The 20932-nt window shown below is 75.2% G+C and carries 21 protein-coding genes; 18 read left to right on the top strand and 3 right to left on the bottom strand.

From position 1 onward, the window contains the following. From WA788_RS33300 to WA788_RS33290, 3 genes are all read left to right on the top strand, one after another. Nucleotides 1-768 (top strand): elongation factor 1-alpha C-terminal domain-related protein (locus WA788_RS33300; protein ID WP_443034134.1); only part of this gene is annotated, 768 nt, incomplete at its 5' end. A gap of 52 nt (nucleotides 769-820) precedes the next feature. After that, the gene (locus WA788_RS33295) at nucleotides 821-1999 is read left to right on the top strand and encodes a ParB/RepB/Spo0J family partition protein (RefSeq protein ID WP_335983971.1); all 1179 of its coding nucleotides are present in this window, start codon (nucleotides 821-823) and stop codon (nucleotides 1997-1999) included. A gap of 50 nt (nucleotides 2000-2049) precedes the next feature. After that, nucleotides 2050-2466, top strand: a complete 417-nt coding sequence (locus WA788_RS33290; protein ID WP_335983969.1) for a pyridoxamine 5'-phosphate oxidase family protein — start codon at nucleotides 2050-2052, stop codon at nucleotides 2464-2466. 49 nt (nucleotides 2467-2515) lie between these two features. On the opposite strand, the gene WA788_RS33285 is transcribed toward WA788_RS33290, so the two are convergent. Further along, nucleotides 2516-2977, bottom strand: coding sequence for a nuclear transport factor 2 family protein (locus tag WA788_RS33285; protein ID WP_335983967.1), 462 nt, complete (start codon nucleotides 2975-2977; stop codon nucleotides 2516-2518). 175 nt (nucleotides 2978-3152) lie between these two features. Between WA788_RS33285 and WA788_RS33280 the strand changes: the two genes are divergently transcribed. The 11 genes from WA788_RS33280 to WA788_RS33230 all read left to right on the top strand — a co-directional run bounded on the left by WA788_RS33280 (nucleotide 3153) and on the right by WA788_RS33230 (nucleotide 14834). Then, nucleotides 3153-4637, top strand: coding sequence for an FAD-dependent monooxygenase (locus WA788_RS33280; protein WP_335983966.1), 1485 nt, complete (start codon nucleotides 3153-3155; stop codon nucleotides 4635-4637). 90 nt (nucleotides 4638-4727) lie between these two features. After that, complete coding sequence (locus WA788_RS33275) at nucleotides 4728-5423, top strand: antibiotic biosynthesis monooxygenase family protein (RefSeq protein WP_335983965.1); 696 nt, start codon at nucleotides 4728-4730, stop codon at nucleotides 5421-5423. A gap of 182 nt (nucleotides 5424-5605) precedes the next feature. Continuing rightward, a complete protein-coding gene (locus WA788_RS33270) occupies nucleotides 5606-5935 on the top strand; it encodes a TcmI family type II polyketide cyclase (RefSeq protein ID WP_335983963.1) in 330 nt (109 codons plus the stop codon). Continuing rightward, complete coding sequence (locus WA788_RS33265; protein ID WP_335983962.1) at nucleotides 5932-7203, top strand: beta-ketoacyl-[acyl-carrier-protein] synthase family protein; 1272 nt, start codon at nucleotides 5932-5934, stop codon at nucleotides 7201-7203. Before WA788_RS33270 ends, WA788_RS33265 begins: the two co-directional genes overlap by 4 nt. Continuing rightward, nucleotides 7200-8411 carry a ketosynthase chain-length factor gene (locus WA788_RS33260; RefSeq protein ID WP_335983960.1) on the top strand — a complete coding sequence of 404 codons (1212 nt, stop codon included), beginning with the start codon at nucleotides 7200-7202 and terminating at the stop codon, nucleotides 8409-8411. The genes WA788_RS33265 and WA788_RS33260 overlap by 4 nt, the downstream gene beginning before the upstream one ends. A 50-nt stretch (nucleotides 8412-8461) precedes the next feature. After that, nucleotides 8462-8731 carry an acyl carrier protein gene (locus WA788_RS33255; RefSeq protein ID WP_335983958.1) on the top strand — a complete coding sequence of 90 codons (270 nt, stop codon included), beginning with the start codon at nucleotides 8462-8464 and terminating at the stop codon, nucleotides 8729-8731. Between the two features lie 13 nt (nucleotides 8732-8744). Continuing rightward, the gene (gene fabG, locus WA788_RS33250) at nucleotides 8745-9530 is read left to right on the top strand and encodes a 3-oxoacyl-ACP reductase FabG (RefSeq protein WP_335983956.1); all 786 of its coding nucleotides are present in this window, start codon (nucleotides 8745-8747) and stop codon (nucleotides 9528-9530) included. 45 nt (nucleotides 9531-9575) lie between these two features. After that, complete coding sequence (locus WA788_RS33245) at nucleotides 9576-10520, top strand: aromatase/cyclase (protein WP_335983954.1); 945 nt, start codon at nucleotides 9576-9578, stop codon at nucleotides 10518-10520. A 1-nt stretch (nucleotide 10521) separates the two neighbouring features. Further along, nucleotides 10522-12078, top strand: coding sequence for an FAD-dependent monooxygenase (locus WA788_RS33240; RefSeq protein ID WP_335983952.1), 1557 nt, complete (start codon nucleotides 10522-10524; stop codon nucleotides 12076-12078). Between the two features lie 306 nt (nucleotides 12079-12384). Continuing rightward, a complete protein-coding gene (locus WA788_RS33235) occupies nucleotides 12385-13965 on the top strand; it encodes an FAD-dependent monooxygenase (protein ID WP_335983951.1) in 1581 nt (526 codons plus the stop codon). Then, nucleotides 13965-14834: an alpha/beta hydrolase gene (locus WA788_RS33230; protein WP_335983949.1), complete on the top strand. Its 870-nt coding sequence runs from the start codon at nucleotides 13965-13967 to the stop codon at nucleotides 14832-14834. Before WA788_RS33235 ends, WA788_RS33230 begins: the two co-directional genes overlap by 1 nt. 89 nt (nucleotides 14835-14923) lie before the next feature. Here WA788_RS33230 and WA788_RS33225 read toward each other — a convergent pair whose 3' ends face one another. Continuing rightward, a complete protein-coding gene (locus WA788_RS33225; RefSeq protein WP_335983947.1) occupies nucleotides 14924-15793 on the bottom strand; it encodes a sigma-70 family RNA polymerase sigma factor in 870 nt (289 codons plus the stop codon). Between the two features lie 220 nt (nucleotides 15794-16013). Between WA788_RS33225 and WA788_RS33220 the strand changes: the two genes are divergently transcribed. Beyond that, complete coding sequence (locus WA788_RS33220) at nucleotides 16014-16466, top strand: carboxymuconolactone decarboxylase family protein (RefSeq protein WP_335983945.1); 453 nt, start codon at nucleotides 16014-16016, stop codon at nucleotides 16464-16466. Between the two features lie 68 nt (nucleotides 16467-16534). Here WA788_RS33220 and WA788_RS33215 read toward each other — a convergent pair whose 3' ends face one another. Further along, nucleotides 16535-16999 (bottom strand): VOC family protein, encoded by a 465-nt coding sequence (locus WA788_RS33215; protein ID WP_335983944.1) that lies wholly within the window; start codon nucleotides 16997-16999, stop codon nucleotides 16535-16537. Nucleotides 17000-17249: 250 nt separating this feature from the next. On the opposite strand from WA788_RS33215, the gene WA788_RS33210 reads away from it, so the two are divergent. From WA788_RS33210 to WA788_RS33200, 3 genes are read left to right on the top strand one after another with little or no spacing between them, the layout of a single operon-like run. Further along, a complete protein-coding gene (locus WA788_RS33210) occupies nucleotides 17250-17576 on the top strand; it encodes a 4Fe-4S dicluster domain-containing protein (RefSeq protein WP_335983942.1) in 327 nt (108 codons plus the stop codon). After that, on the top strand, nucleotides 17573-19534 hold the full coding sequence (locus WA788_RS33205; RefSeq protein WP_335983940.1) for a hypothetical protein: 1962 nt from the start codon (nucleotides 17573-17575) through the stop codon (nucleotides 19532-19534). The genes WA788_RS33210 and WA788_RS33205 overlap by 4 nt, the downstream gene beginning before the upstream one ends. Then, on the top strand, nucleotides 19531-20931 hold the full coding sequence (locus WA788_RS33200; protein WP_335983939.1) for an amidase: 1401 nt from the start codon (nucleotides 19531-19533) through the stop codon (nucleotides 20929-20931). The genes WA788_RS33205 and WA788_RS33200 overlap by 4 nt, the downstream gene beginning before the upstream one ends. Nucleotide 20932 lies beyond the last annotated feature (1 nt).

Here is a 20932-nt window from a genome sequence, read left to right as displayed (position 1 = left end):
ATCACCGCCATCCCGATCTCCGCCCTCGCCGGGGACAACGTGGTCGAGCCGTCGGCGAACATGGACTGGTACGGCGGCCCGACCGTCCTGGAGCACCTGGAGACCGTGCAGGTGCTCCAGGACCCGGCGCCCGGCCCGGCCCGGCTGCCGGTGCAGTACGTGATCCGCCCGCAGACCGCCGAGCACCCCGACTACCGCGGCTACGCCGGGCAGATCGCCTCGGGAGCGTTCGCGGTCGGCGAGGAGGTCACGGTGCTGCCCTCCGGCCGCACCTCCCGTATCCGCGGCATCGACCTGCTGGGCACCCCCGTGGACACCGCGTGGGCGCCCCAGTCGGTGACGCTGCTGCTCACCGACGACGTGGACGTCTCCCGCGGCGACCTGATCGCGCCGACCGCCCACGCCCCGGCCACCACCCAGGACATCACCGCCACCGCCTGCCACGTCGCCGACCGGCCGCTCACCGTCGGCCGGCGGGTGCTGCTCAAGCACGGCACCCGCACCGTCAAGGCGGTCGTCCGGGACATCCCCTCCCGGCTCCGCCTCGACGACCTCGCGCCGCACCCCGCCCCCGGCCGCCTGGCCGCCAACGACATCGGCCAGGTCGTGCTGCACACCGCCGAACCCCTGCCGCTCGACTCCTACGCCGCCTCGCGCCGCACCGGCTCCTTCATCCTGCTCGACCCCCACGACGGCACCACCCTCACCGCGTGCATGACCGGCCCCACGCAGGTGGCGGGCCGTCAACCGGCTCTCGACCGCCGCTAGAGACGCCGCTGGCACGCTCGTCGGGGACTGCGACAGAAGGGGGCCGGTGCGGATGGCTGACAACGGCGGGCGGGCTACGGCGATCGCGGGCGGCCGCGCACCGGCGGGGGCGGGACACGGCGCCGTACCGGCCGCGGGCCCGAAAGGCGCCGGCTCCGGCGGCCCGGACCTGCCGGCCGTCGAGAACCTGCCGGCGCAGCGGCTGCCGGTACGGGCCCTGTCGCCCGAACTGCGGCTGCGCCAGGGCGGGGTGGACCCCGCGCACGTCCAACTCCTCGCCGACGCCGCCGACCACGCGGAGCTGCCGCCGATCCTGGTGCGCAGGAACGGCTGGGGCGTCATCGACGGCCTGCACCGGCTGGAGGCCGCCAAGCTCCGCGGCGACCGCAGCATCTCCGCGTGCTTCGTGGAGTGCACCGACGCCGAGGCGCTGGTCCTGGCGATGCGCGCGAACAGCGCGCACGGGCTGCCGCTGTCGCGCGCGGACCGCATGGCCGGTGCCGCGCGCGTGCTGGCCGCCCACCCCGACTGGTCCGACCGCGCCATCGCCCGGCTCACCGGGCTGAGCGGCAAGACCGTCGCGGCGCTGCGCGGCCGGACGGCCGGCACCGCGCCGCCCGGCGGCAAGCGGCTCGGCCGGGACGGGCGGCTGCGCTCGGTGGTGGCCGGGGAGGGCCGGCGAAGGGCCGCGGCCTACCTGCGGGCCCACCCGGAGGCCACGCTGCGGGAGGTCGCCCGCGAGACGGACGTGTCCGTCGGCACCGTCCACGACGTCAGGACCCGGCTGCGCGGCGGGGCACCGCCCGAGCCTGACGGGGGCCGGGCGCCCGCCGGACCGCCGGATTCCGCGTCGGCCGCGCCCTACGCGGACGGCGCCCCGCACCCGGCGGACCCGGCGGAAGCACCGGACCGCGCCGCCGTACCGCTCGTGCGTGCCCTGCCCGACCCGGACGGGTCGCGGGAGCGCTGCCGGGAGCCCGCCGGCATCCCGCTGGGCTGGGCGGCGGTGTCCGCCAAGGTGGCCAGCGACCCGTGCGTGCGCTACACCGAGGGCGGCAAGGAGTTCCTCCAGTGGATGGCCTTCCACGCGTCCGACCCGGACCGGTGGCAGGAGCTGATCGGCGCGGTGCCGCCGCACTGGCTCGGGGTGATCGCGCCGATCGCCGAGAGCATCAGCAAGGAGTGGAGCCAGTTCGCCGAGCGGCTCAGGAGCCGGCAGGAAGCGGTGTGAGGAGCGCGGCACGGCCGGGCTCCGGCAAACCGGAAGGGGAATCCCACACGATGACGCTCCCCCCGCGGCGCGGCCGCGCGACGGCGGTGACGTCCGCGGTCGACGCGTTCCTCGCACAGCCGCACACGGCCGTGCTGACCACGCTGAGACCGGACGGCTCGCCCCACCTGGCACCGGTGCGGTTCACCTGGGACCCTCGGGCGCGGCTCGCCCGCGTCCTGACGGTGCGCACCACCCGCAAGGTCAGGAACGTGCTGGCCGCGCCCGGCGCCCGGGTCGGGCTCTGCCAGGTGGACGGCTTCCGCTGGGTCACCCTGGAGGGCAGCGCCCAGGTGCTCGACGCCCCGGAGCGCGTCGCCGAGGGGGTGCGCCGCTACGCGGAGCGCTACTGGTCGGCGCCGCCCGCCCCGCCGGGCCGGGTGGTCCTCGAGATCGCGGTGGACCGGGTGCTGAGCCTCAACTGCTGAGCTGCGCCCGGCAGGTGGGAACCGTCCCGCCTGCCGGGCGGCGCCGGTCTCAGCGAGCGGGCGGCACCGGGCTGCCCTGCCGCCAGACCAGGTCGAACGACAGGCGGGTGAGCTTCCAGCCGGCCGGGGTGCGGCGCGCCCGGCCGGCCACCGACGTGCCGGTGACGAACAGCGCGGCGTGCTCGTCGCCGGGGTGGTGGACGTGGGTGGAGACCAGCGCGGCGCGCAGCGTCGCCTGCGCGCCGGAACAGTCCACCACCGCCGGTGAATTCAGGTGCTGGGTGCGGGCGAATTTCTCCAGCGCGTGCCGGTGCCATTCCGCGAGTCCCACGATTCCCTCGTAGGTGCTCATCGGAAAGGAGACGACGGCGTCGGCGGTGAACAGTCCGTGCGCCCACGGGTCGTCGAGTTCTCCGCTGTCGAGCGCCACCAGGTAGCGGTCGAGCAGCGCGCCCACCGCGGCGGCGTCGGCGGTTTCCGGTGCGAATTTCTCCACGTGAGTCGAGGTCATGCCTGAGGATGGTCCGCCGTGGCCGGTCCGACCAAGTGCGCCTGCGAAGATCTGACATTGGCGGCGCAATTCTGTAGTGGCGTGCAGAAGACCTGTCCTGAACTCCCTTTACCGCCCGATGCGGCGCTCCCCATACTCATGGGGACATCAACCAGAAGAGGGCGGATGGGCGACGATGGACAATTATGACGCGGACGTGATCGTCGTGGGCGCCGGTCCTACCGGACTGATGCTCGCCGGTGAACTCGGGCTGCACGGAATTTCCGTGGCCGTGCTCGACCGGCTCGCCGAACCGATGCGGCAGTCACGTGCGCTCGGCTTCTCCGCGCGCACCATCGAGGAGTTCGGGCAGCGCGGACTGCTGGCCCGGCTCGGCGGGGTGGACGTCATCCCGGTCGGCCACTTCGGCGGTGTCCCGCTCGACTACCGGGTGCTGCCCGGCGGTTCCTACGGTGCGCGCGGCATCCCGCAGTCCCGCACCGAGGCCGTGCTCGCGGGCTGGGCGGCCGAACAGGGCGCGGTCACGCACCGCTCCGTGGAGGTCACCGGCCTGGAGCAGGACGCGGACGGCGTCACCGTGCACACCTCGGGCGGCGGCGCCTTCGACGGCGGGCGGCTGCGCGCACGGTACGTGGTGGGCTGCGACGGCGCCCGCAGCACCGTACGCCGCTGCGCCGGGATCGACTTCCCCGGCACGGAGCCGACGGTGGAGCTGCGCTTCGCCGACATCTCCGGGGTGCCGCTGCGGCCCCGGTTCTCCGGCGAGCGTGTCCCCGGCGGCATGGTCATGGTGCTGCCGCTCGGCCCGGACCGCTGCCGGATCATCTACTACGACCGCGACGAGCCGCTGCGCGCGAGCCGCGAGCCGATCACGTTCGCGGAGGTCGCCGCCGCCTTCCTGAAGCTGTCGGGCGAGGACATCGGCGCGGCCGAGCCGTCGTGGGTCAGCTCGACCACCGACGTCAGCCGGCAGGCCGCGCAGTACCGGCGCGGCCGGGTGTTCGTGGCGGGCGACGCCGCGCACGTCCACCTGCCGATCGGCGCCCAGGGCATGAGCGCGGGCGTCCAGGACGCGGTGAACCTCGGCTGGAAGCTGGCGCTGGTCCTGGCCGGGCAGGCCCCGGACGGGCTGCTCGACACGTATCACGCCGAGCGGCACCCGGTCGGCGCCCGCATCCTGACCAACACCCTGGCCCAGCGCACCCTTTACCTCGGCGGCGAGGAGATCACCCCGCTGACCGACGTCTTCGCCGAACTCAGCCGGTTCGAGTCGGTGCAGCGCAGCCTCGTCGGCATGGTCACCGGCCTCGACATCCGGCACGACGTCGGGCCGGGCGGCCACCCGCTGCTCGGCCGGCGGCTCCCGGACGGCGAGCTGACCGGCGAACCGGGCGGCGGCGGGCCGCGGACGAGCGTGCACGCACTGCTGCACTCCGGCCGGGGCGTGCTGCTCGACCTCGGCGGCGACGGCACCCTGCCGACCGCGGCCAAGCCGTGGGCGGACCGCGTCGACACCGTACGGGCGGAGGGCGCCGCGCACCTGCCCGACGTCGAGGCCCTGCTGCTGCGGCCGGACGGCTACGTCGCGTGGGTCGCGCCCGACCAGGACGGCAGCGCGCTGCCCGAGTCCCTGGAGCGCTGGTTCGGCCCCGGCGCCTGAGCCGGCCGGCCCTGCCCACGCCTCCCCGCGCCTCCCCGCACCTCCCCGTTCTTCGACTGTTCCTCCCTTCTCCCAGGAAGTGACCACGCCATGCCCCGAATCTCCCCTGCCGATGACTACCTGACCGTGCTGAACCTGTTCTCCACCGACGAGCCGGCGAAGCAGGACACGCTGCTCCAGGAGATGGGCAAGATCGTCAACGCCGCGGCCTACGAGGGCTGGATCTCCTCCACGGTGCACGCCGGGCAGGAGAGCCCCGGCACCGCCAACTTCATCCAGTGGCGCAGCGGCGAGGACCTGGAGAAGCGGTACGCGGGCGAGGAGTTCAAGCACCGCACGATGCCGGTCTTCCAGGAGATCACCACCTCGATCCGGCTACTCCAGTGCCGGATCGTCTACACCCACCGGCACCCGGCGCAGGGCGCGACCACCGAGATCTCGCCCGACCGCGACGACTACACCGTGATCGAGATCTTCAAGGTCGCCGAGGGCGACCACGAGGACCTGGTCACCGAGTTGGGCGAGGGCCGCGCCTGGCTGGCCGACGTGCCCGGCTACCGCTCGCACAGCGTCTTCAAGGGGCTGCGGGCCCGCTTCCTGGACGGTCCCTTCGCCGTCGTCTACTCGCAGTGGGACGGCAAGGACGCCTACGACGCGTTCCGCGCGGCGCCGGAGGCGGAGAAGTCCGAGGCCCGGCTGAAGTCCGAGGCGCGCGTGGCGGCGCTGACGACCGAGAGCGACTGGAACGGCTACCGCGTGGTGCAGACGCGCGCGGCCGGCGAGTAGCACCGGCGCTTCCCGGCGCCGCTCCCCCGGCGCCGCTCCCCCGCCGGGACCGGGCCGCACCCGTCCGGTCCCGGCGGCGGCCCGCCCCGCGCACCCCGCGCACCCCACCCGCACCCCCGCGCACCCCCGTGAACGCCCAGAAACGCCCAGGAACGTCCCGTGCCGACCGCAAGGAGCCAGGTATGCACAGCACGCTGATCGTGGCCCGGATGGCCATCGAGTCCAGCCGCGATGTCGCACGGCTGTTCGGCGAGTTCGACGAGACCGACATGCCCCACCGGATGGGGACCCGGCGCAGGCAGCTCTTCGCCTACCGCGGGCTGTACTTCCACCTCCAGGACTTCGCGTCGGACGACGGCGGCCCGCGGATCGAGGCGGCCAAGGACGACCCGCGGTTCGTCGGGATCAGCGCGGACCTGAAGCCCTTCATCGGCGCCTACGACCCGGCGACCTGGCGCTCCCCCGCCGACGCCATGGCCACGCGCTTCTACCACTGGCAGGCCGGCGCATGACGGGGCGTCGGGTCGTCATCACCGGGCTGGAGGTGCTCGCCCCGGGCGGCCTGGGCCGGGCGGACTTCTGGGCGCTGATCAGCGAGGGGCGCACCGCCACCCGCGGCATCACCTTCTTCGACCCGTCGCCGTTCCGCTCCCGGGTGGCGGCCGAGGCCGACTTCGACGGGCTGGCGTACGGGCTCAGCCCGCAGGAGGTGCGGCGGATGGACCGCGCCGCGCAGTTCGCCGTGGTCACCGCGCGCGGCGCGGTCGCCGACAGCGGCGCCGAGCCGACGGCGCTGGCGCCGCACCGGGTCGGGGTGGTCGTCGGCAGCGCGGTGGGCGCGACCATGGGGCTCGACGAGGAGTACCGCGTGGTCAGCGACGGCGGCCGGCTGGACCTGGTCGACCACCGCTACGCCGTGCCGCACCTGTACGACTACCTGGCGCCGAGTTCCTTCGCCGCCGAGGTGGCGTGGGCGGTGGGCGCCGAGGGGCCGGCGACGGTGGTCTCCACCGGGTGCACCTCGGGTATCGACGCCGTGGGCTACGGCGTGGAGCTGGTGCGCGAGGGCGCCGTGGACGTCATGGTGGCCGGGGCCGCGGACGCCCCGATCTCGCCGATCACGATGGCGTGCTTCGACGCGATCAAGGCGACCACCCCGCGGCACGACGACCCGGAGCACGCCTCGCGCCCCTTCGACGGCACCCGCAACGGCTTCGTGCTCGGCGAGGGTTCGGCGTTCTTCGTGCTGGAGGAGCTGGAGCACGCCCGGCGGCGCGGCGCGCACGTGTACGCCGAGGTCGCCGGCTACGCCACCCGCTCCAACGCCTACCACATGACCGGGTTGCGCAAGGACGGCGCGGAGATGGCCGAGGCGATCCGGGTCGCGCTGGAGGAGGCGAGGACCGCGCCGGAGGACATCGACTACGTCAACGCGCACGGCTCCGGCACCCGGCAGAACGACCGGCACGAGACCGCCGCGTTCAAGAAGAGCCTGGGCGCGCACGCGTACCGCACGCCGATCAGCTCGATCAAGTCGATGGTGGGCCACTCGCTGGGCGCCATCGGCTCCATCGAGATCGCCGCGTGCGCGCTGGCGATGGAGCACGACGTGGTGCCGCCCACCGCCAACCTGCACACCCCCGACCCGGAGTGCGACCTGGACTATGTGCCGCTGACGGCACGCGAGCAGCCGGTCGGCTCGGTGCTGACGGTGGGCAGCGGCTTCGGCGGGTTCCAGAGCGCCATGGTGCTCACCGGCGCGCGAAGGAGCACCGTATGACGTCGGTCGTGGTCACCGGGATGGGCGTCGCCGCCCCGAACGGGCTGGGCGCCGCGGACTACTGGGCGGCCACCCGCGGCGGGAAGAGCGGCATCGGCCGCATCACGCGGTTCGACCCGTCGGGCTACCCGGCGCAGCTGGCCGGGGAGATACCGGGCTTCGAGGCCGCCGACCACCTGCCAGGCCGGCTGCTGCCGCAGACCGACCGGGTCACCCGGCTGTCGCTGGCGGCGGCGGACTGGGCGCTGGCGGACGCCGGGGTGGACCCGGCGTCGTTCGACCCGCTGGACATGGGGGTGGTGACCGCCAGCCACGCGGGCGGCTTCGAGTTCGGCCAGGGCGAGCTGCGCAAACTGTGGTCGCGGGGCAGCCAGTTCGTCTCGGCCTACCAGTCGTTCGCCTGGTTCTACGCGGTCAACAGCGGCCAGATCTCCATCCGGCACGGGATGAAGGGGCCCAGCGGGGTCGTGGTGAGCGACCAGGCCGGCGGCCTGGACGCGCTGGCGCAGGCCAGGCGGCTGGTGCGCAAGGGCACGCCGCTGGTGGTGAGCGGCGCGGTGGACGCGTCGCTGTGCCCGTGGGGCTGGGTGGCGCAGCTGGCCGGCGGGCGGCTGGCCACCAGTGACGAACCGACCCGCGCGTACACGCCGTTCGACCGCGACGCGCACGGCTATGTGCCGGGCGAGGGCGGGGCGATCCTGGTCCTGGAGTCCGCCGCGGCGGCCGCGGCGCGCGGCGCGCGGGTGTACGGCGAGATCGCCGGGTACGGCACGACGTTCGACCCGCCGCCCGGCAGCGGCCGCGGCCCCACCCTGCGCACCGCGATCGGTGTCGCGCTTCAGGACGCGGGCACCGCGCCGGGCGAGGTGGACGTGGTCTTCGCCGACGGCGCGGGCGTGCCGGAGCTGGACCGCGCCGAGGCCGAGGCGATCAGCGCGGTCTTCGGGTCCGGCGCGGTCCCGGTGACCGTGCCCAAGACGATGACCGGCCGGCTGTACTCCGGCGCCGGGCCGCTGGACGTCGCCTGCGCGCTGCTGGCCATCCGCGCCGGGGTCATCCCGCCCACCGTCCATGTGGACCCCTGCCCGCAGTACGACCTGGACCTGGTGCTGCACCAGCCGCGGGCCGCGCGGCTGCGCACCGCACTGGTGGTGGCCCGCGGCCACGGCGGCTTCAACTCCGCCGTGGTGGTGCGCGCCGCGGCCTGAGCGGCCGGGCCGCCGGCCCCGCCACCCCGAGACGAAGGAGACATATCGACATGACGGACCGCCAGTTCACCTTCGAGGACCTCAAGCACATCCTCCTGAAGGCCGCCGGCGCCGAGGAGGGCCTCGACCTGGACGAGGACATCCTCGACACCACCTTCGAGGAGCTGGGCTACGAGTCGCTGGCGCTGCTGGAGACGGGCGGCTGCATCGAGCGCGAGTACGGCATCGCGCTCGACGACGAGATCCTCACCGACGCCCTGACCCCCCGCGAGCTGATCAGCACCGTCAACGAGCTGCTGGCCGCCGGCCGCGCCGCCTGAGAGGACCAACGCCATGGCACAGTCCACTTCCCGTGTCGCGCTCGTCTCGGGTGCCACCAGCGGCATCGGCCTGGCGACCGCCCGGCTGCTGGCCGCGCAGGGGCACCGGGTGTTCCTCGGCGCGCGTACCGGCTCCGACGTCGAGACGACCGTCAAGTCCCTGCGCGCCGACGGCTGCGAGGCCGCCGGCCAGGTGCTCGACGTCCGCGACGGCGCCTCGGTCGCCGCCTTCGTACAGGCCGCGGTCGACACCTACGGCCGGATCGACGTGCTGGTCAACAACGCCGGCCGGTCCGGCGGCGGGGTCACCGCGGAGATCGCCGACGACCTGTGGCACGACGTCATCGACACCAACCTCACCAGCGTCTTCCGGATGAGCCGCGAGGTGCTGACCACCGGCGGCATGCGGGAGCGCGGCCACGGCCGCATCATCAACGTCGCCTCCACCGCGGGCAAGCAGGGCGTCGTGCTGGGCGCCCCGTACTCCGCCTCCAAGCACGGCGTCGTCGGCTTCACCAAGGCGCTCGGCAACGAGCTGGCGCCCACCGGCATCACCGTCAACGCGGTCTGCCCTGGATACGTGGAGACGCCCATGGCGCAGCGGGTCCGGCAGGGGTACGCCGCCGCCTACGCCACCAGCGAGGAGGCGATCCTGGCGAAGTTCCAGGCGAAGATCCCGCTCGGCCGCTACAGCACCCCCGAGGAGGTCGCCGGCCTCATCGGCTACCTGGCCTCCGACACCGCCGCCTCCATCACCTCGCAGGCGCTCAACGTCTGCGGCGGCCTCGGCAACTTCTGACCACCGTCCGGACAGCGGACGAGGACCGGACAAGGAGCAGTGCCCGTGACGACACGCGAGGTCGAGCACGAGACCACCATCGCCGCGCCCGCGGCCACCGTCTACCGGCTGCTGGCGGACGTGCGCCACTGGCCGCAGATCTTCCCGCCCACCATCCACGTCGAGCAGGAGGACACCGGCCACGGCACCGAGCGCATCCGCATCTGGGCCACCGCGAACGGCGAGGCCAAGAACTGGACGTCGCGCCGCACCCTGGACCCCGACGCGCTGCGCATCACCTTCCGGCAGGAGGTCAGCACCCCGCCGGTGGCCGCGATGGGCGGCACCTGGATCGTCGAGCCGCTGGACGGGGCCGCCGCGCGGGTCCGGCTGCTGCACGACTACCGGGCGGTCGGCGACGACCCGGAGTCGCTGCGGTGGATCGACCGGGCGGTGGACACCAACAGCACCTCGGAGCTGGCCGCGCTGAAGGAGAACGTCGAGCGGGTGCACGCCGCCGAGGCACAGGACCTGGTCTTCTCCTTCACCGACACCGTCGAGGTCGAGGGCGCCGCCAAGGACGTCTTCGACTTCGTCAACGACGCCGCCCGGTGGCCCGAGCGGCTGCCGCACGTGGCCACCGTCCGCTTCGGCGAGCCCTCCCCGGGGTTGCAGACCCTGGAGATGGACACCCGCGCCAAGGACGGCTCGGTGCACACCACCAAGTCCTACCGGGTGGCGTTCGCACCGGACCGGATCGCGTACAAGCAGGTCACGCTGCCCGCGCTGATGACGCTGCACACCGGCCTGTGGACGTTCACCGACACCGGCCGGGGCACCACCGAGGCCGGCTCGCAGCACACGGTGTCGATCAACACCGCCAACATCGCCGCGATCCTGGGCGCGCAGGCCACCGTCGCGGACGCCCGGGCCTACGTGCACGACGCGCTGAGCACCAACAGCCGCGCCACACTGGGCCACGCCAAGGACTACGCGGAACGGAAGAGCTGAGATGGCCGCCCCGCGCACGACGCGGACCGAGGTCATCGTGGTGGGCGCCGGGCCGGCCGGCCTGATGCTCTCCGCCGAACTGGCCCTGCGCGGCGTGCGGGTGGCCGTCGTCGAGCAGCGCCACCGGCCCAGCACCGAGTCGCGGGCCTCGACGCTGCACGCCCGCACCATGGAGATCCTCGACAGCCGCGGTCTGCTGCCGGACCTCGGCACCCCGCCGAACGAGCCGCGCGGCCACTTCGGCGGGGTGCCGCTGGACCTGACGCTGCCCTCGCCGTATCCGGGCCAGTGGAAGGTGCCGCAGACCAGGACCGAGTCGGTGCTGGAGGAGTGGGCGCTGTCGCTGGGCGCCGACATCCGCTGCGGGCACCGGCTGCGGCTGATCGACCTGGCCCAGGACCCGGACGCGGTGGAGGTGGAGGCCGTCGGGCGCGACGGGCGGCCGGTGCGGCTGCGCGGCAGCCACCTGGTCGCCTGCGACGGGCAGGACTCCACCGTGCGGCAGCTGACCGGGGCGGACTTCCCCGGCCACGGCGCCGCCCGCGAACTGCTGCGCGCCGACGTCGACGGCCTCGACATCCCCGACCGGCGCTTCCAGCGGCTGCCGCGCGGCCTGGCCATCGCCGCCCGCCGGGCCGACCGCGTGACCCGGGTGATGGTGCACGAGTTCGGCAGCGCGGCCCGCACCCGCACCGGCCCGGTGCGGTACGAGGAGGTCGCCGCGGCCTGGCAGCGGGTCACCGGCGAGGACATCGGGGGCGGCAAGCCGCTGTGGGTCAACCACTTCGACGACGAGAGCAGGCTGCTGGCCCAGTACCGGCACGGCCGGGTGCTGTACGCGGGCGACGCCGCGCACCGGCAGATGCCCACCGGTGGGCAGGCCCTCAACCTCGGCCTCCAGGACGCTTTCAACCTCGGCTGGAAACTCGCCGCCACCGTCCGCGGCGAGGCGCCCGCGGGGCTGCTCGACACCTACCACCTGGAACGCCACGCCGTCGGCGCCGCCGTGCTCGGCAACATCCGCGCCCAGGTGGCGCTGCTGCTGGGCGGGGCGGAGGTGGAGCCGGTGCGCGCGGTGCTGGCCGAACTGCTCGCCGAGGAGCCGGCGCGCGCCCGGCTCGCCGGGATGGTCAGCGGCCTCGACATCCGCTACGCCACCTGCGGCGGCGGCCATCCGCTGGTCGGCGCGCGGCTGCCGTACGCCCGGCTGCGGGTCGGCGGCGCCGTGTGCACCACCTTCGAACTGCTCAGGTCCGGGCGGGGACTGCTGCTCGGCCTGGGGGCGCCGCCGCCGGCCGCCGGGGCGCGCTGGGACGACCGGGTCGACCTCGTCACGGCCGCGCCGGCGCGGGACGAGCAGGGCACCTGGGACGGGGTCGCGGCCGTGGCGGTGCGCCCGGACGGCCACGTCGTGTGGGTCGGCGGCGCACAGGACGGCGACGGCAACGGGGACGGCGACGGCTTGGACGCCGCGCTCGGCCGCTGGTTCGGCGCGCCCCGCCGCCCGCACACACGCCCCCGTGCGGGCACGGCCGGCAGGGCCGTGTCCGACACCTAGCGTCGTCCCGCCCGAAGGGGCCCGAGTGCTCCCCCATGGCCTCCGGCCTGAGAGGACCCCCCGACCGCAAGGCGGAGGGTGGGGGTCCCTCCCAGGCGAGGCTCTGGCGAACAGAGCGCAGCGGGCCGTACCGACGGCCAGCAACGCCGGCGGCACCTTTCGCCGAAGGCAAGGGGAGAGCGTGCCTGCCGGCCCCCGCCGGCCGGGGGCGCTCCCATGCCCCTGGCCATGGGGGCGGGATGTGCCGGACCCGGCCCAGCACCGCACCGACCGGAGCGGGAACGGACGAGAAAAGGGAGGACAGCCATGGCACAGTCCGTGGTGGACACCGACGTCGTCGTGGTCGGCGCCGGACCGACAGGGCTGATGCTCGCGGGCGAACTGCGCCTGGGCGGCGCCCGCGTCATCGTCATCGACAAGCTGGCCGAGCCGTCCGGCCAGTCCCGGGGGCTGGGCTTCACCGCCCGCGCCATGGAGGTGTTCGACCAGCGCGGGCTGCTGCCGGCCTTCGGGCAGGGTGAGACGCTCGCGACAAGCCCCATGGGGCACTTCGGCGGCGTGCAGTTCGACTACACCGCCCTGCCGGGCGCCCACTTCGGCGCCCGCGGCATCCCCCAGAACGAGACCGAGGCCGTCCTGGAGGCGTGGGCGCGCGCGCTCGGCGCGGACATCCGGCGCGGCTGGGAGGTCACCGGCCTGGCCGACGGCTTCCTCGACGGCGACACCGTCGAGGCGCTGGTCCGCACCCCGCAGGGCGCCGGCCGGCTGCGCGCCTCCTACCTCGTGGGCTGCGACGGGGGGCAGAGCCGGGTCCGCAAGGCGGCCGGCTTCGACTTCCCCGGGCTGCCCGCCACCCGCGCGATGTACCTGGCCGACGTCGTCGGCTGCGGGCTGCGCCCCCGGTTTTTGGGCGAACGCCTCCCGCACGGCATGGTGATGGCCGCGCCGCTGAAGGAGGGCGTCGACCGGATCATCGTCTGCCCGCACGGCACCCCGGCCCGCGAGCGCGCCGACGACGTCACCTTCGCCGAGGTCGCCGCCGCCTGGCAGCGCATCACCGGCGAGGACATCAGCGGCGGCAGCGCCGAGTGGGTCAGCTCCTTCAGCGACGCCAGCCGGCTGGCCGGGCAGTACCGGCGCGGCCGGGTGCTGCTGGCCGGGGACGCCGCGCACGTCCATCTCCCGGCCGGCGGCCAGGGGTTGAGCACGGGGGTGCAGGACGCGGCCAACCTCGGCTGGAAGCTCGCCGCCACCGTCCGCGGCACCGCGCCGGCCGGCCTGCTCGACAGCTACCACGACGAGCGGCACGCGGTCGGCGAGCGGCTGATGATGAACACCCACGCACAGGGCGTCGTCTTCCTCGGCGGCGAGCAGTCGGACTCGCTGCGCGCGCTGTTCACCGAACTGCTCGCCCACGAGGCGGTCCGGCAGCACCTGGCCGGGATCGTCAGCCACCTCGACATCCGCTACGACCTCGGCGACGCCCCTGACGATCCCGGCGGCCCCGGCGGCCCCGGCGGCATCGCGGCGGACGGCACCGGAGAGGCGCACCCGCCGCACCCGCTGCTCGGGCGCCGGCTGCCCAAGCGGCCGCTGAGCGGGGCCGGCGGCGAGAGCGACACCTTCCGCCCGCTGCGCCCGGGGCGGGGCGTGCTGTTCGACCTGGCCGACAGCGCCGTACTGCGTGCCGCCGCCGCTGCCTGGTCCGACCGCGTCGACGTGGTGACCGCCGCCGCCAAACCGGTCGAGGGCACCGCGGACCCGCTGGCCGGGCTGGCGGCGGTGCTGGTCCGCCCGGACGGGCACGTGGCGTGGACCGGCGAGGGCGCGCCCGACGGGCTGGCGGCCGCGCTCGGCCGCTGGTTCGGCGCCGGGCGCGCCGCGTAGTGGCCGCGGCCGGCCCGGTCCGGCCCGTCGTCCTGGAAGGCGCCGGGGTCACGCTGTCCGGGCTGCTGGGCGAACCGTCCGGCGCCCCCAGGGCGCTGGTCGTGGCGGTGCACGGCGGCGGCATGACCGCGGGCTACTTCGACACCCGGGTACGGCCGGGCCTGTCGCTGCTGCGGCTCGGGGCGGACCTGGGGTACGCGGTGCTCGCGGTGGACCGGCCCGGCTACGGCAGGTCGGCCGGGGCGCTCCCGGCGGGGATGGGGGTGGCCGAGCAGGCCGCGGCGCTGCGGGCGGCCGTCGCCGGCTACGCCCGCACCCACCCGGTGGGCGCCGGGGTGCTGCTGCTGGGCCACTCCTTCGGCGCCAAGCCGGCGCTGGCGTGGGCGGCCGGTGCCGAGGACGGCGACCGCCTGCTGGGCGTGGACGTCTCGGGCTGCGGCCTGCGGTACGCCGCGCCCGGAGGGGCGGCGGTGCCGTTCACCGGCCCGGGCGGGCGGCGGCTGAGCTGGGGGCCGCTGCGGCTCTACCCGCCGGGCACCTTCCGGGCCTGCGCGGGCCTTCTCGCCCCGATGCCGGCCCGGGAGGCGGCCGAACTCGCCGGCTGGCCCGCGTCCTTGGCGCGGCTGGCGCCGCGTGTACGGGTGCCGGTGCGCTTCACCTTCGCCGAGCACGAGCTGCTGTGGCGGCACCAGGACGCGGACCTGGCCGAACTCGCGGCGGCGTTCGGCGCGGCCGGGCGGGTGCTGGTGGACCGGCAGCCTGGCGCGGGCCACAACATCAGCCTGGGCTGGGCGGCCCGCGCCTACCACCTGCGGGCGCTGGCCTTCGCCGAGGAGTGCCTGCTCCCGGCCGCGGCACAGCGCCCGTAGGACCGCGGGGCCGTGCGCCCGTAGGACCCCGGGAGCGGCGCACCGCCCAGCCGAAGTCGACCGGCCGGCCGGTCGGCCGGCGGGCGGTGTCAGTCGCCCAGCACCACGATGTCCAGCTCCTGGAGCCGGTCGGGGTCGCCCACCAGGTCGATGGCGGTGATCAGGCCGTCGGTGATGGTGAAGTCGAACGCCACGACCACCCGCTTCTTCGCCTTCCACACCGCGCCCACGCTGGTGTCGATGAGCGCCACCCGGGCGGCCTCGGCGCCGCCGGAGAAGATGCCCGCCACACCGCGGGCGCCGTGCGTCATCGGGGCGGCGCCGATCCGTACGGCGGTGTCGTCGGCGTGCATGGTGACGTCCGGCGCGAGCAGCGTCAGCAGCCGGTCGAAATCGCCGCTGCGCGCGGCGGTCAGGAAGGCGTCCACCACCTCGTGCTGGCGGCGCAGGTCGTGCATCGGGGAGGCCCCGTGCACCCGCCGCCGGGCCCGGCTGGCCAGCTGCCGGGTCGCCCCCGGGCTGCGCCCGATGACCTGGGCGATGTCCGCGAACGGCACCGCGAACATGTCGTGCAGCACGAACGCGAGCCGCTCGTCGGGGTCGAGCGTGTCGAGGATCACCGACAGCGCCAGGCCGACCGAGTCGGCGAGCACCGCCTCCTGCTCGGGGTCGGCGTTCTCCTCGGTGGGCACCGGCGCGGCCGCCTCGGTGTGCTCCTCGAAGAACTCCTCGCGGCGGCTGCGGGCCCGCAGCATGTCCAGGCAGACCCGGCCGACGACCGTGGTCAGCCAGCCGTCCAGGTTCTCCACCGCGTCCGCGTCGCTGCGGTGCAGCCTGATCCACGCCTCCTGCACGGCGTCCTCGGCCTCGTCGGTGGAGCCGAGCATGCGCTGCGCCACCGCGTGCAGCCGGGGGCGCTTCTCCTCGAAGGCGCGCGCGAGCTCGTCGTTGTCGTCCATGGCCACCGTCGTTCCCCTTCGCCGTCCGCCGGTGCGTGACCGCCGCCGGGTCCATCTTCGCGCCCGGGGCCCGCACAACTGTGACGAACGGGGCCGTCCGCGTGTGACGGGCCCCGCTCCACCACCGCCGCGCTGTCACACTCGCCCGCCGCCGCTCGTCGTAGAAGTGGCGCACGCCGCCGAGCGTGCGCCGCTTGCGTTCCCGTAGAAAGGGATGAACATGGAAGCGCGCCTGACCAACCCCGCGGTGGTCCTCAACGCCACACAGCCCATCCAGGACCTGTACAAGGCGATCTACTCCGGCGGTGTGCCGAAGACGACCCTCGACCTGGTGCACCTGCGGGCCAGCCAGATCAACGGGTGCGGCCCGTGCGTCGACTCCGGCTCGCGCGGCGCCCGGAAGGGCGGTGAGACCGAGGAGCGGCTGTTCGCGGTCGCCGCCTGGCGGGAGACGCCGTACTTCACCGAGGCCGAGCGGGCCGCGCTGGCGCTGGCCGAGCACGCGACCCGGCTGTCGGACCGCGGCGACCAGGTGCCGGACGAGATCTGGGACGCGGCCGCCGAGCACTTCGACGAGAAGGGGCTGTCCGCCCTGGTCCTGATGATCGCGCTGACCAACTTCTTCAACCGCCTGAACGTCACCACCAAGCAGGTGGCCGGCGACTGGGGCTGAGCGGCCCGGCACGACGTGGGCCCGGTCCGCCGCGGGGCGGACCGGGCCCTCGCCGCGCAGGGGGGTGGTCAGCTGGTGCGCGGGCGCCGGGACGGGGCGAGGTTCAGCCGCCAGGACACCCCGAACCGGTCGGTCAGCCACGCGAACCGGGCGCTGAACTCGTAGGCGTCGGCCGGCATGATGACCTCGCCCTTCTCCGCCAGGGCGTCGTGGTAGCGGTCGAACTCCGCCGCGGTGTCGCACTGCACGTAGATCGCGGTCGCGGGCGAGAAGGCGTACGCGTCCCAGGACGCCAGTTCGTAGCCGTTCGCGCCGGGCGGCGGCATGTTGGTGCACATGAACGACTGGCCGCCGAGCGTGAACAGCGCGTGCTGGAGGACGCCCTCCGGCCAGCCGGCCTCCCCGGCGCGGGCCCGCACCACCCGGTGCACCGCGGAGTTCTCGAACAGCGAGGTGTAGAAGTCGAGGGCTTCCTCGGCGTCGTTCCTGAACGCCAGGAACATCATGAGCTTGGGCGCCGCAGTCGGGGGCATCGCGGGTGCTCCTCTTCGTCGTCGGGTCCCTGCCGGTCGGCCGGGCCGCGCGCGGCCGGGGCCGGTCGCCGCGGCGCGCCGCCACGGCGACGGTAGCCGCGCCCCGCGGTGTTCAACCGGCGCCCGCGGCGGTTGAACACGCCGGTCGAGCCCGCCACCACCGAAGCTCCGCGCGTGGTCCAGACGGCACCGCAAGCATGTGTCGACATCAGTGACGGACACCTCGAAGTGACCCGGAGGGTGAGTGCCCGTGAGCGAGAACGCACTGCCGGCGGACCGGTCCGCCCGATCCGAGCGGATCGCCGCGCGGACTCGCAGCAGCAGCTGGCGGAAGCCGCCGCGCCGTATCGAGACCACCGAGTGCATCACCTGCGACAGCTGTCTGCGCGGCTGTCCGGCGGAGTTCGGCGCCATCGTGGACCGCGGCCTGGACGTGGTGATCATCCCGGAGCTGTGCTCGGGCTGCCCCGCCTGCGTGCTGGAGTGCCCGGTGGACTGCATCTACGTCGACGAGGACTGGAAGCCGTCCGACGACAGCCTGTGGAACCTCGTCGAGTTCCCCGCGGCGACCCGGTGAGCGGGTCGCCGGAGCGCGGCAGCCGCCGCGCGGCCAACGCGAGGAAGCGGATCAGCCGCCGCCCCAGCCGGCTCGGCACGCCCGCGGGCGCCGCCGCCGGCCCGGACCGGACGCGCGAGGCGGCCGCGGGCTTCCCCGGGCTGCTCGGCCGGGTGTGGGAGCGGGCGCGGACGGCGGCCGGCCCGCGGGCGGCGGTGGAGGTCCTGCTCGGCCTCGACGGGCACGTGCCGCCGGACGTCCAGTTGCGGGCGCTGAGCACCTCCGACGAGGCCGCGGTCATGGCGCTGTGGGGGCTGACCTGGCGGGCGGCCGACCCGGACGCCCCGGACGCCACGCCCGTCCCCGCCACCGACACCCACGCGGAGACCGACACCGGCACCGACGCCGACGAGCCGGTCTTCCTCGGCGAGTTGGGCCTGACCAAGGGCGGCCGGGTGGTGCTGCGCGCCCCGGCGCAGGGGCCGCTCGACCGCTCCGAACTGGTCGGCGGGGTGCTGCGGGTGCCGTGGTCGCGGCAGGCCGCCGACGCCTACCAGGACCGGCTGGACCGGGCCGCCGTCCGCACCGCCCGGACCCTGGCGGACTGCCGCGGCTGGCTGGACCGGCAGGGCGGCAAGGGCCGTGACGAACTGGTCGAGCAGGCGAGGGAGGCGGCCCTGCGCACCGCCCCGTTCGTGCTGTACCAGGACGACCGCAGGTACACCAACTTCCGCGACCAGAACACCATCACCGGCAAGACCCTGTGGCCGGGCCACCCCGACTGCGTGCTCAGCGGCCTGAAGGGCCTGCCGCTGGAGCTGTGGTCGGACAGCGACGTGCAGATGCTGATCGCGCTGACGCTGCTGATCCGCTCGGCCGGCTTCGGCCGCGTCGAGGAGGCCAACGGCACCCAGCTCGGCCTGGACCACGTCGCGGCGATGCTGGAGCGGGTCCGGGTGGCGTACGAAGCCGTCCCCGGCGGCACACCCGTCGCCGCGGCCGCCTCGCACCGGGTGGCGGACCTGGCCGCGCTCGCCGAGGCACTGGGCGCCCGCCGCCGCCAACTGCTCGGCACCGCACGGCTCTACCGCGAGATCCACGGCCCGCTGATGCACAAGATCGAGCGCGTGGGCGCCGACACCGACGCGGTGCGCGAGCGCGACACGCGGCTGGCCGCCCGCCTGGCCGGGCGGCTGCCGCTGGCCGGCGCGAGCCTCGGCGAGCTGGGCCTGCCCGGCGGGGCGAGCCCGCTGTGGCTGGCCGAACCGCACGGCTCCTTCGCCACCGGCCTGGAGTCGCTGCTGTACGAGACGGTGGCCGCCTGCGCCGAGGAGTTCCGTGCCGACTTCGCGATGAGCCGCGGGATGCGGTCGCTGCCGGACCTCGTGGAGCGGATGCGCGAGGAGCGCTGGGCGGAGATCTGCGACTGGGACATCACCCGCTACTTCTGCTGCGTGGTGCCGCGGGAGCAGGCCCGCGCCCACTTCGGCGGCTCGGCCGCGACGCTCGCGGACGCGGCCTGGGCGATGTCCTCGCGCATGCAGTACAACTCCTGGCACTTCGTGCCCGGCAACCTCCCCCGGGACCCGGCGGTGGTGGCCCGCGACCACTTCGTGCCGCCCACCATTCCCGACGTCGCGTTCTTCTCCGACCAGCACCACCACGGGCACGTCACCAACAAGGTCCGCTTCTCCATCCGCTCGCCGCAGGCGGTCGAGGTGGGCGGCCGGGTCTTCAACGGCTTCATCGACCTGCGGCTGCTGCGCTGCGCGGGCGCCCCGTTCGACGAGGAGGACCTGCTGGTCGCCCACCGGGTGTCGGGCCTGCTCGCCCGCGCGACCGGACTGGCCGCCCGACTCGTCGCGAAGGGCGTGCCGTTGGCGGTGACGTCCTTCGACGCCGGGTGGCACTGGCGGACGATCGCCGGCCCGGCCGGCAGCGGCGCCGCGCTGTCCGACCCCGCGGGCGCGGTCCGATGACCGCCGCCGAGGCGTTCGGCGCCCTCAAGGACCGGCTGCGCAGGGGCGAGACCACCGTCGTGGAGCACGTCGGCTCGGTCCTGGCGGCCGCGCACGAGCGCGACACCCTGGGCGCGTTCGTCGCGGTGGCCGGGCAGGAGGCGCTGCGCGCCGCCGAGGCCGCCGACCTGCGCATCGCCGAGCGCGGCGCCGACGCCTGGACGGGGGCGCCGCTGCTGGGCGTCACGGTCTCGGTGAAGGACCTGCTCCAGACCCGCGACCTGCCCACCGCCCGCGGCTCCTTCCTGGCCAACCGGCGGGAGCGCGCCGACGCCCCGGCCGTCGCGCGGCTGCGGGCGGCCGGTGCGATCGTCATCGGCAAGACCACCACCTCCGAGTACGGCTGGAGCGCGTCGACGGTCAGCCGGGTCGCGCCGCCGACCGGCAACCCGTACGACCCGGCGCGGACGGCCGGCGGCTCCAGCGGAGGCGCGGCGGCGGCGGTGGCCACCGGGCTCGGCGACGGCGCGCTCGGCACCGACGGGGCCGGCTCGGTCCGCATCCCCGCGGCGTTCTGCGGCGTGGTCGGCTACAAGCCGTCGTACGGGCTGATCCCCTACGTGCCCGGCTGCGCGGACCGGCTGTCCCACCAGGGCACGCTGGCCCGCGGCGTGGCCGAGGCCGCCGCGCTGGCCGCCGCGGCCGGCGGCCCGCACCCCGGCGACCCCGACTCCGGGCTCGGCTCGATCGAGGCGCCCCCGCGGGGCGCCGCCCGGCGCGTCGGCTGGATCGAGTGGGACGGCACCAGCGACGAGGTCCGCCGGGTCGCGGAGCGGGCCCGGTCCGCGCTGGCCGAACTGGGCTACCGCGTCGAGCCGGTGGAGGTGCGGTGCACCGACCTGTACCCGGCCCTGGTCGACATCCTGGCCGCCGCCGAGGCGGCCGGCACGGCGGCGCGGGACGAGGAGCTGTGCGACCCGGGCCGGCTGGAGGTGGTCCGCTACGGGCGCCGCCTGACCGGCGCGGCGGTGCTGCGCGCCGAGGAGGTGCGGCAGCGCACCCGGGTCCGGCTGCGCGCGGTCATGGCCCGCCACGAGCTGCTGGCCATGGCCACGGTGCCCGTCGAGCCGTTCGAGGCGGGCGCCATCGCGCCGACGTGGGCCGCCGACCCCCGTGACCTGCTGTGGCTGGCGTGGTCGCCGGCCACCTACCCGTTCAACCTGACCGGTCAGCCCGCCCTCACCCTGCCGGCCGGGCTGACCCGCGCCGGGCTGCCGGTCGGTGTCCAGCTCGTCGGCGCCTTCGGGGCCGACGAGCCGGTGATCGCGGCGGCCCGCCGGCTGGAGTCGGCCCTCGGGCAGCTGCCCCCGCCCCGCGCGCCGCACGAGCTGGTGGCCGCCACCGAAAGGACCCTGTGAA

The sequence above is a fragment of the Streptomyces sp. CA2R106 genome (assembly GCF_037034245.1).
GTDB lineage: Bacteria > Actinomycetota > Actinomycetes > Streptomycetales > Streptomycetaceae > Actinacidiphila.
This window is presented reverse-complemented; position numbering and strand designations above follow the sequence as displayed.

Coding starts and splice junctions, on each gene's coding strand:
- WA788_RS33200 (WP_335983939.1), top strand. CDS start 19,531: ATGACCGCCGCCGAGGCGTTCGGCGCCCTCAAGGACCGGCTGCGCAGG.
- WA788_RS33280 (WP_335983966.1), top strand. CDS start 3,153: ATGGACAATTATGACGCGGACGTGATCGTCGTGGGCGCCGGTCCTACC.
- WA788_RS33265 (WP_335983962.1), top strand. CDS start 5,932: ATGACGGGGCGTCGGGTCGTCATCACCGGGCTGGAGGTGCTCGCCCCG.
- WA788_RS33255 (WP_335983958.1), top strand. CDS start 8,462: ATGACGGACCGCCAGTTCACCTTCGAGGACCTCAAGCACATCCTCCTG.
- WA788_RS33275 (WP_335983965.1), top strand. CDS start 4,728: ATGCCCCGAATCTCCCCTGCCGATGACTACCTGACCGTGCTGAACCTG.
- WA788_RS33215 (WP_335983944.1), bottom strand. CDS start 16,999: ATGCCCCCGACTGCGGCGCCCAAGCTCATGATGTTCCTGGCGTTCAGG.
- WA788_RS33220 (WP_335983945.1), top strand. CDS start 16,014: ATGGAAGCGCGCCTGACCAACCCCGCGGTGGTCCTCAACGCCACACAG.
- fabG (WP_335983956.1), top strand. CDS start 8,745: ATGGCACAGTCCACTTCCCGTGTCGCGCTCGTCTCGGGTGCCACCAGC.
- WA788_RS33295 (WP_335983971.1), top strand. CDS start 821: ATGGCTGACAACGGCGGGCGGGCTACGGCGATCGCGGGCGGCCGCGCA.
- WA788_RS33270 (WP_335983963.1), top strand. CDS start 5,606: ATGCACAGCACGCTGATCGTGGCCCGGATGGCCATCGAGTCCAGCCGC.
- WA788_RS33285 (WP_335983967.1), bottom strand. CDS start 2,977: ATGACCTCGACTCACGTGGAGAAATTCGCACCGGAAACCGCCGACGCC.
- WA788_RS33235 (WP_335983951.1), top strand. CDS start 12,385: ATGGCACAGTCCGTGGTGGACACCGACGTCGTCGTGGTCGGCGCCGGA.
- WA788_RS33290 (WP_335983969.1), top strand. CDS start 2,050: ATGACGCTCCCCCCGCGGCGCGGCCGCGCGACGGCGGTGACGTCCGCG.
- WA788_RS33240 (WP_335983952.1), top strand. CDS start 10,522: ATGGCCGCCCCGCGCACGACGCGGACCGAGGTCATCGTGGTGGGCGCC.
- WA788_RS33225 (WP_335983947.1), bottom strand. CDS start 15,793: ATGGACGACAACGACGAGCTCGCGCGCGCCTTCGAGGAGAAGCGCCCC.
- WA788_RS33260 (WP_335983960.1), top strand. CDS start 7,200: ATGACGTCGGTCGTGGTCACCGGGATGGGCGTCGCCGCCCCGAACGGG.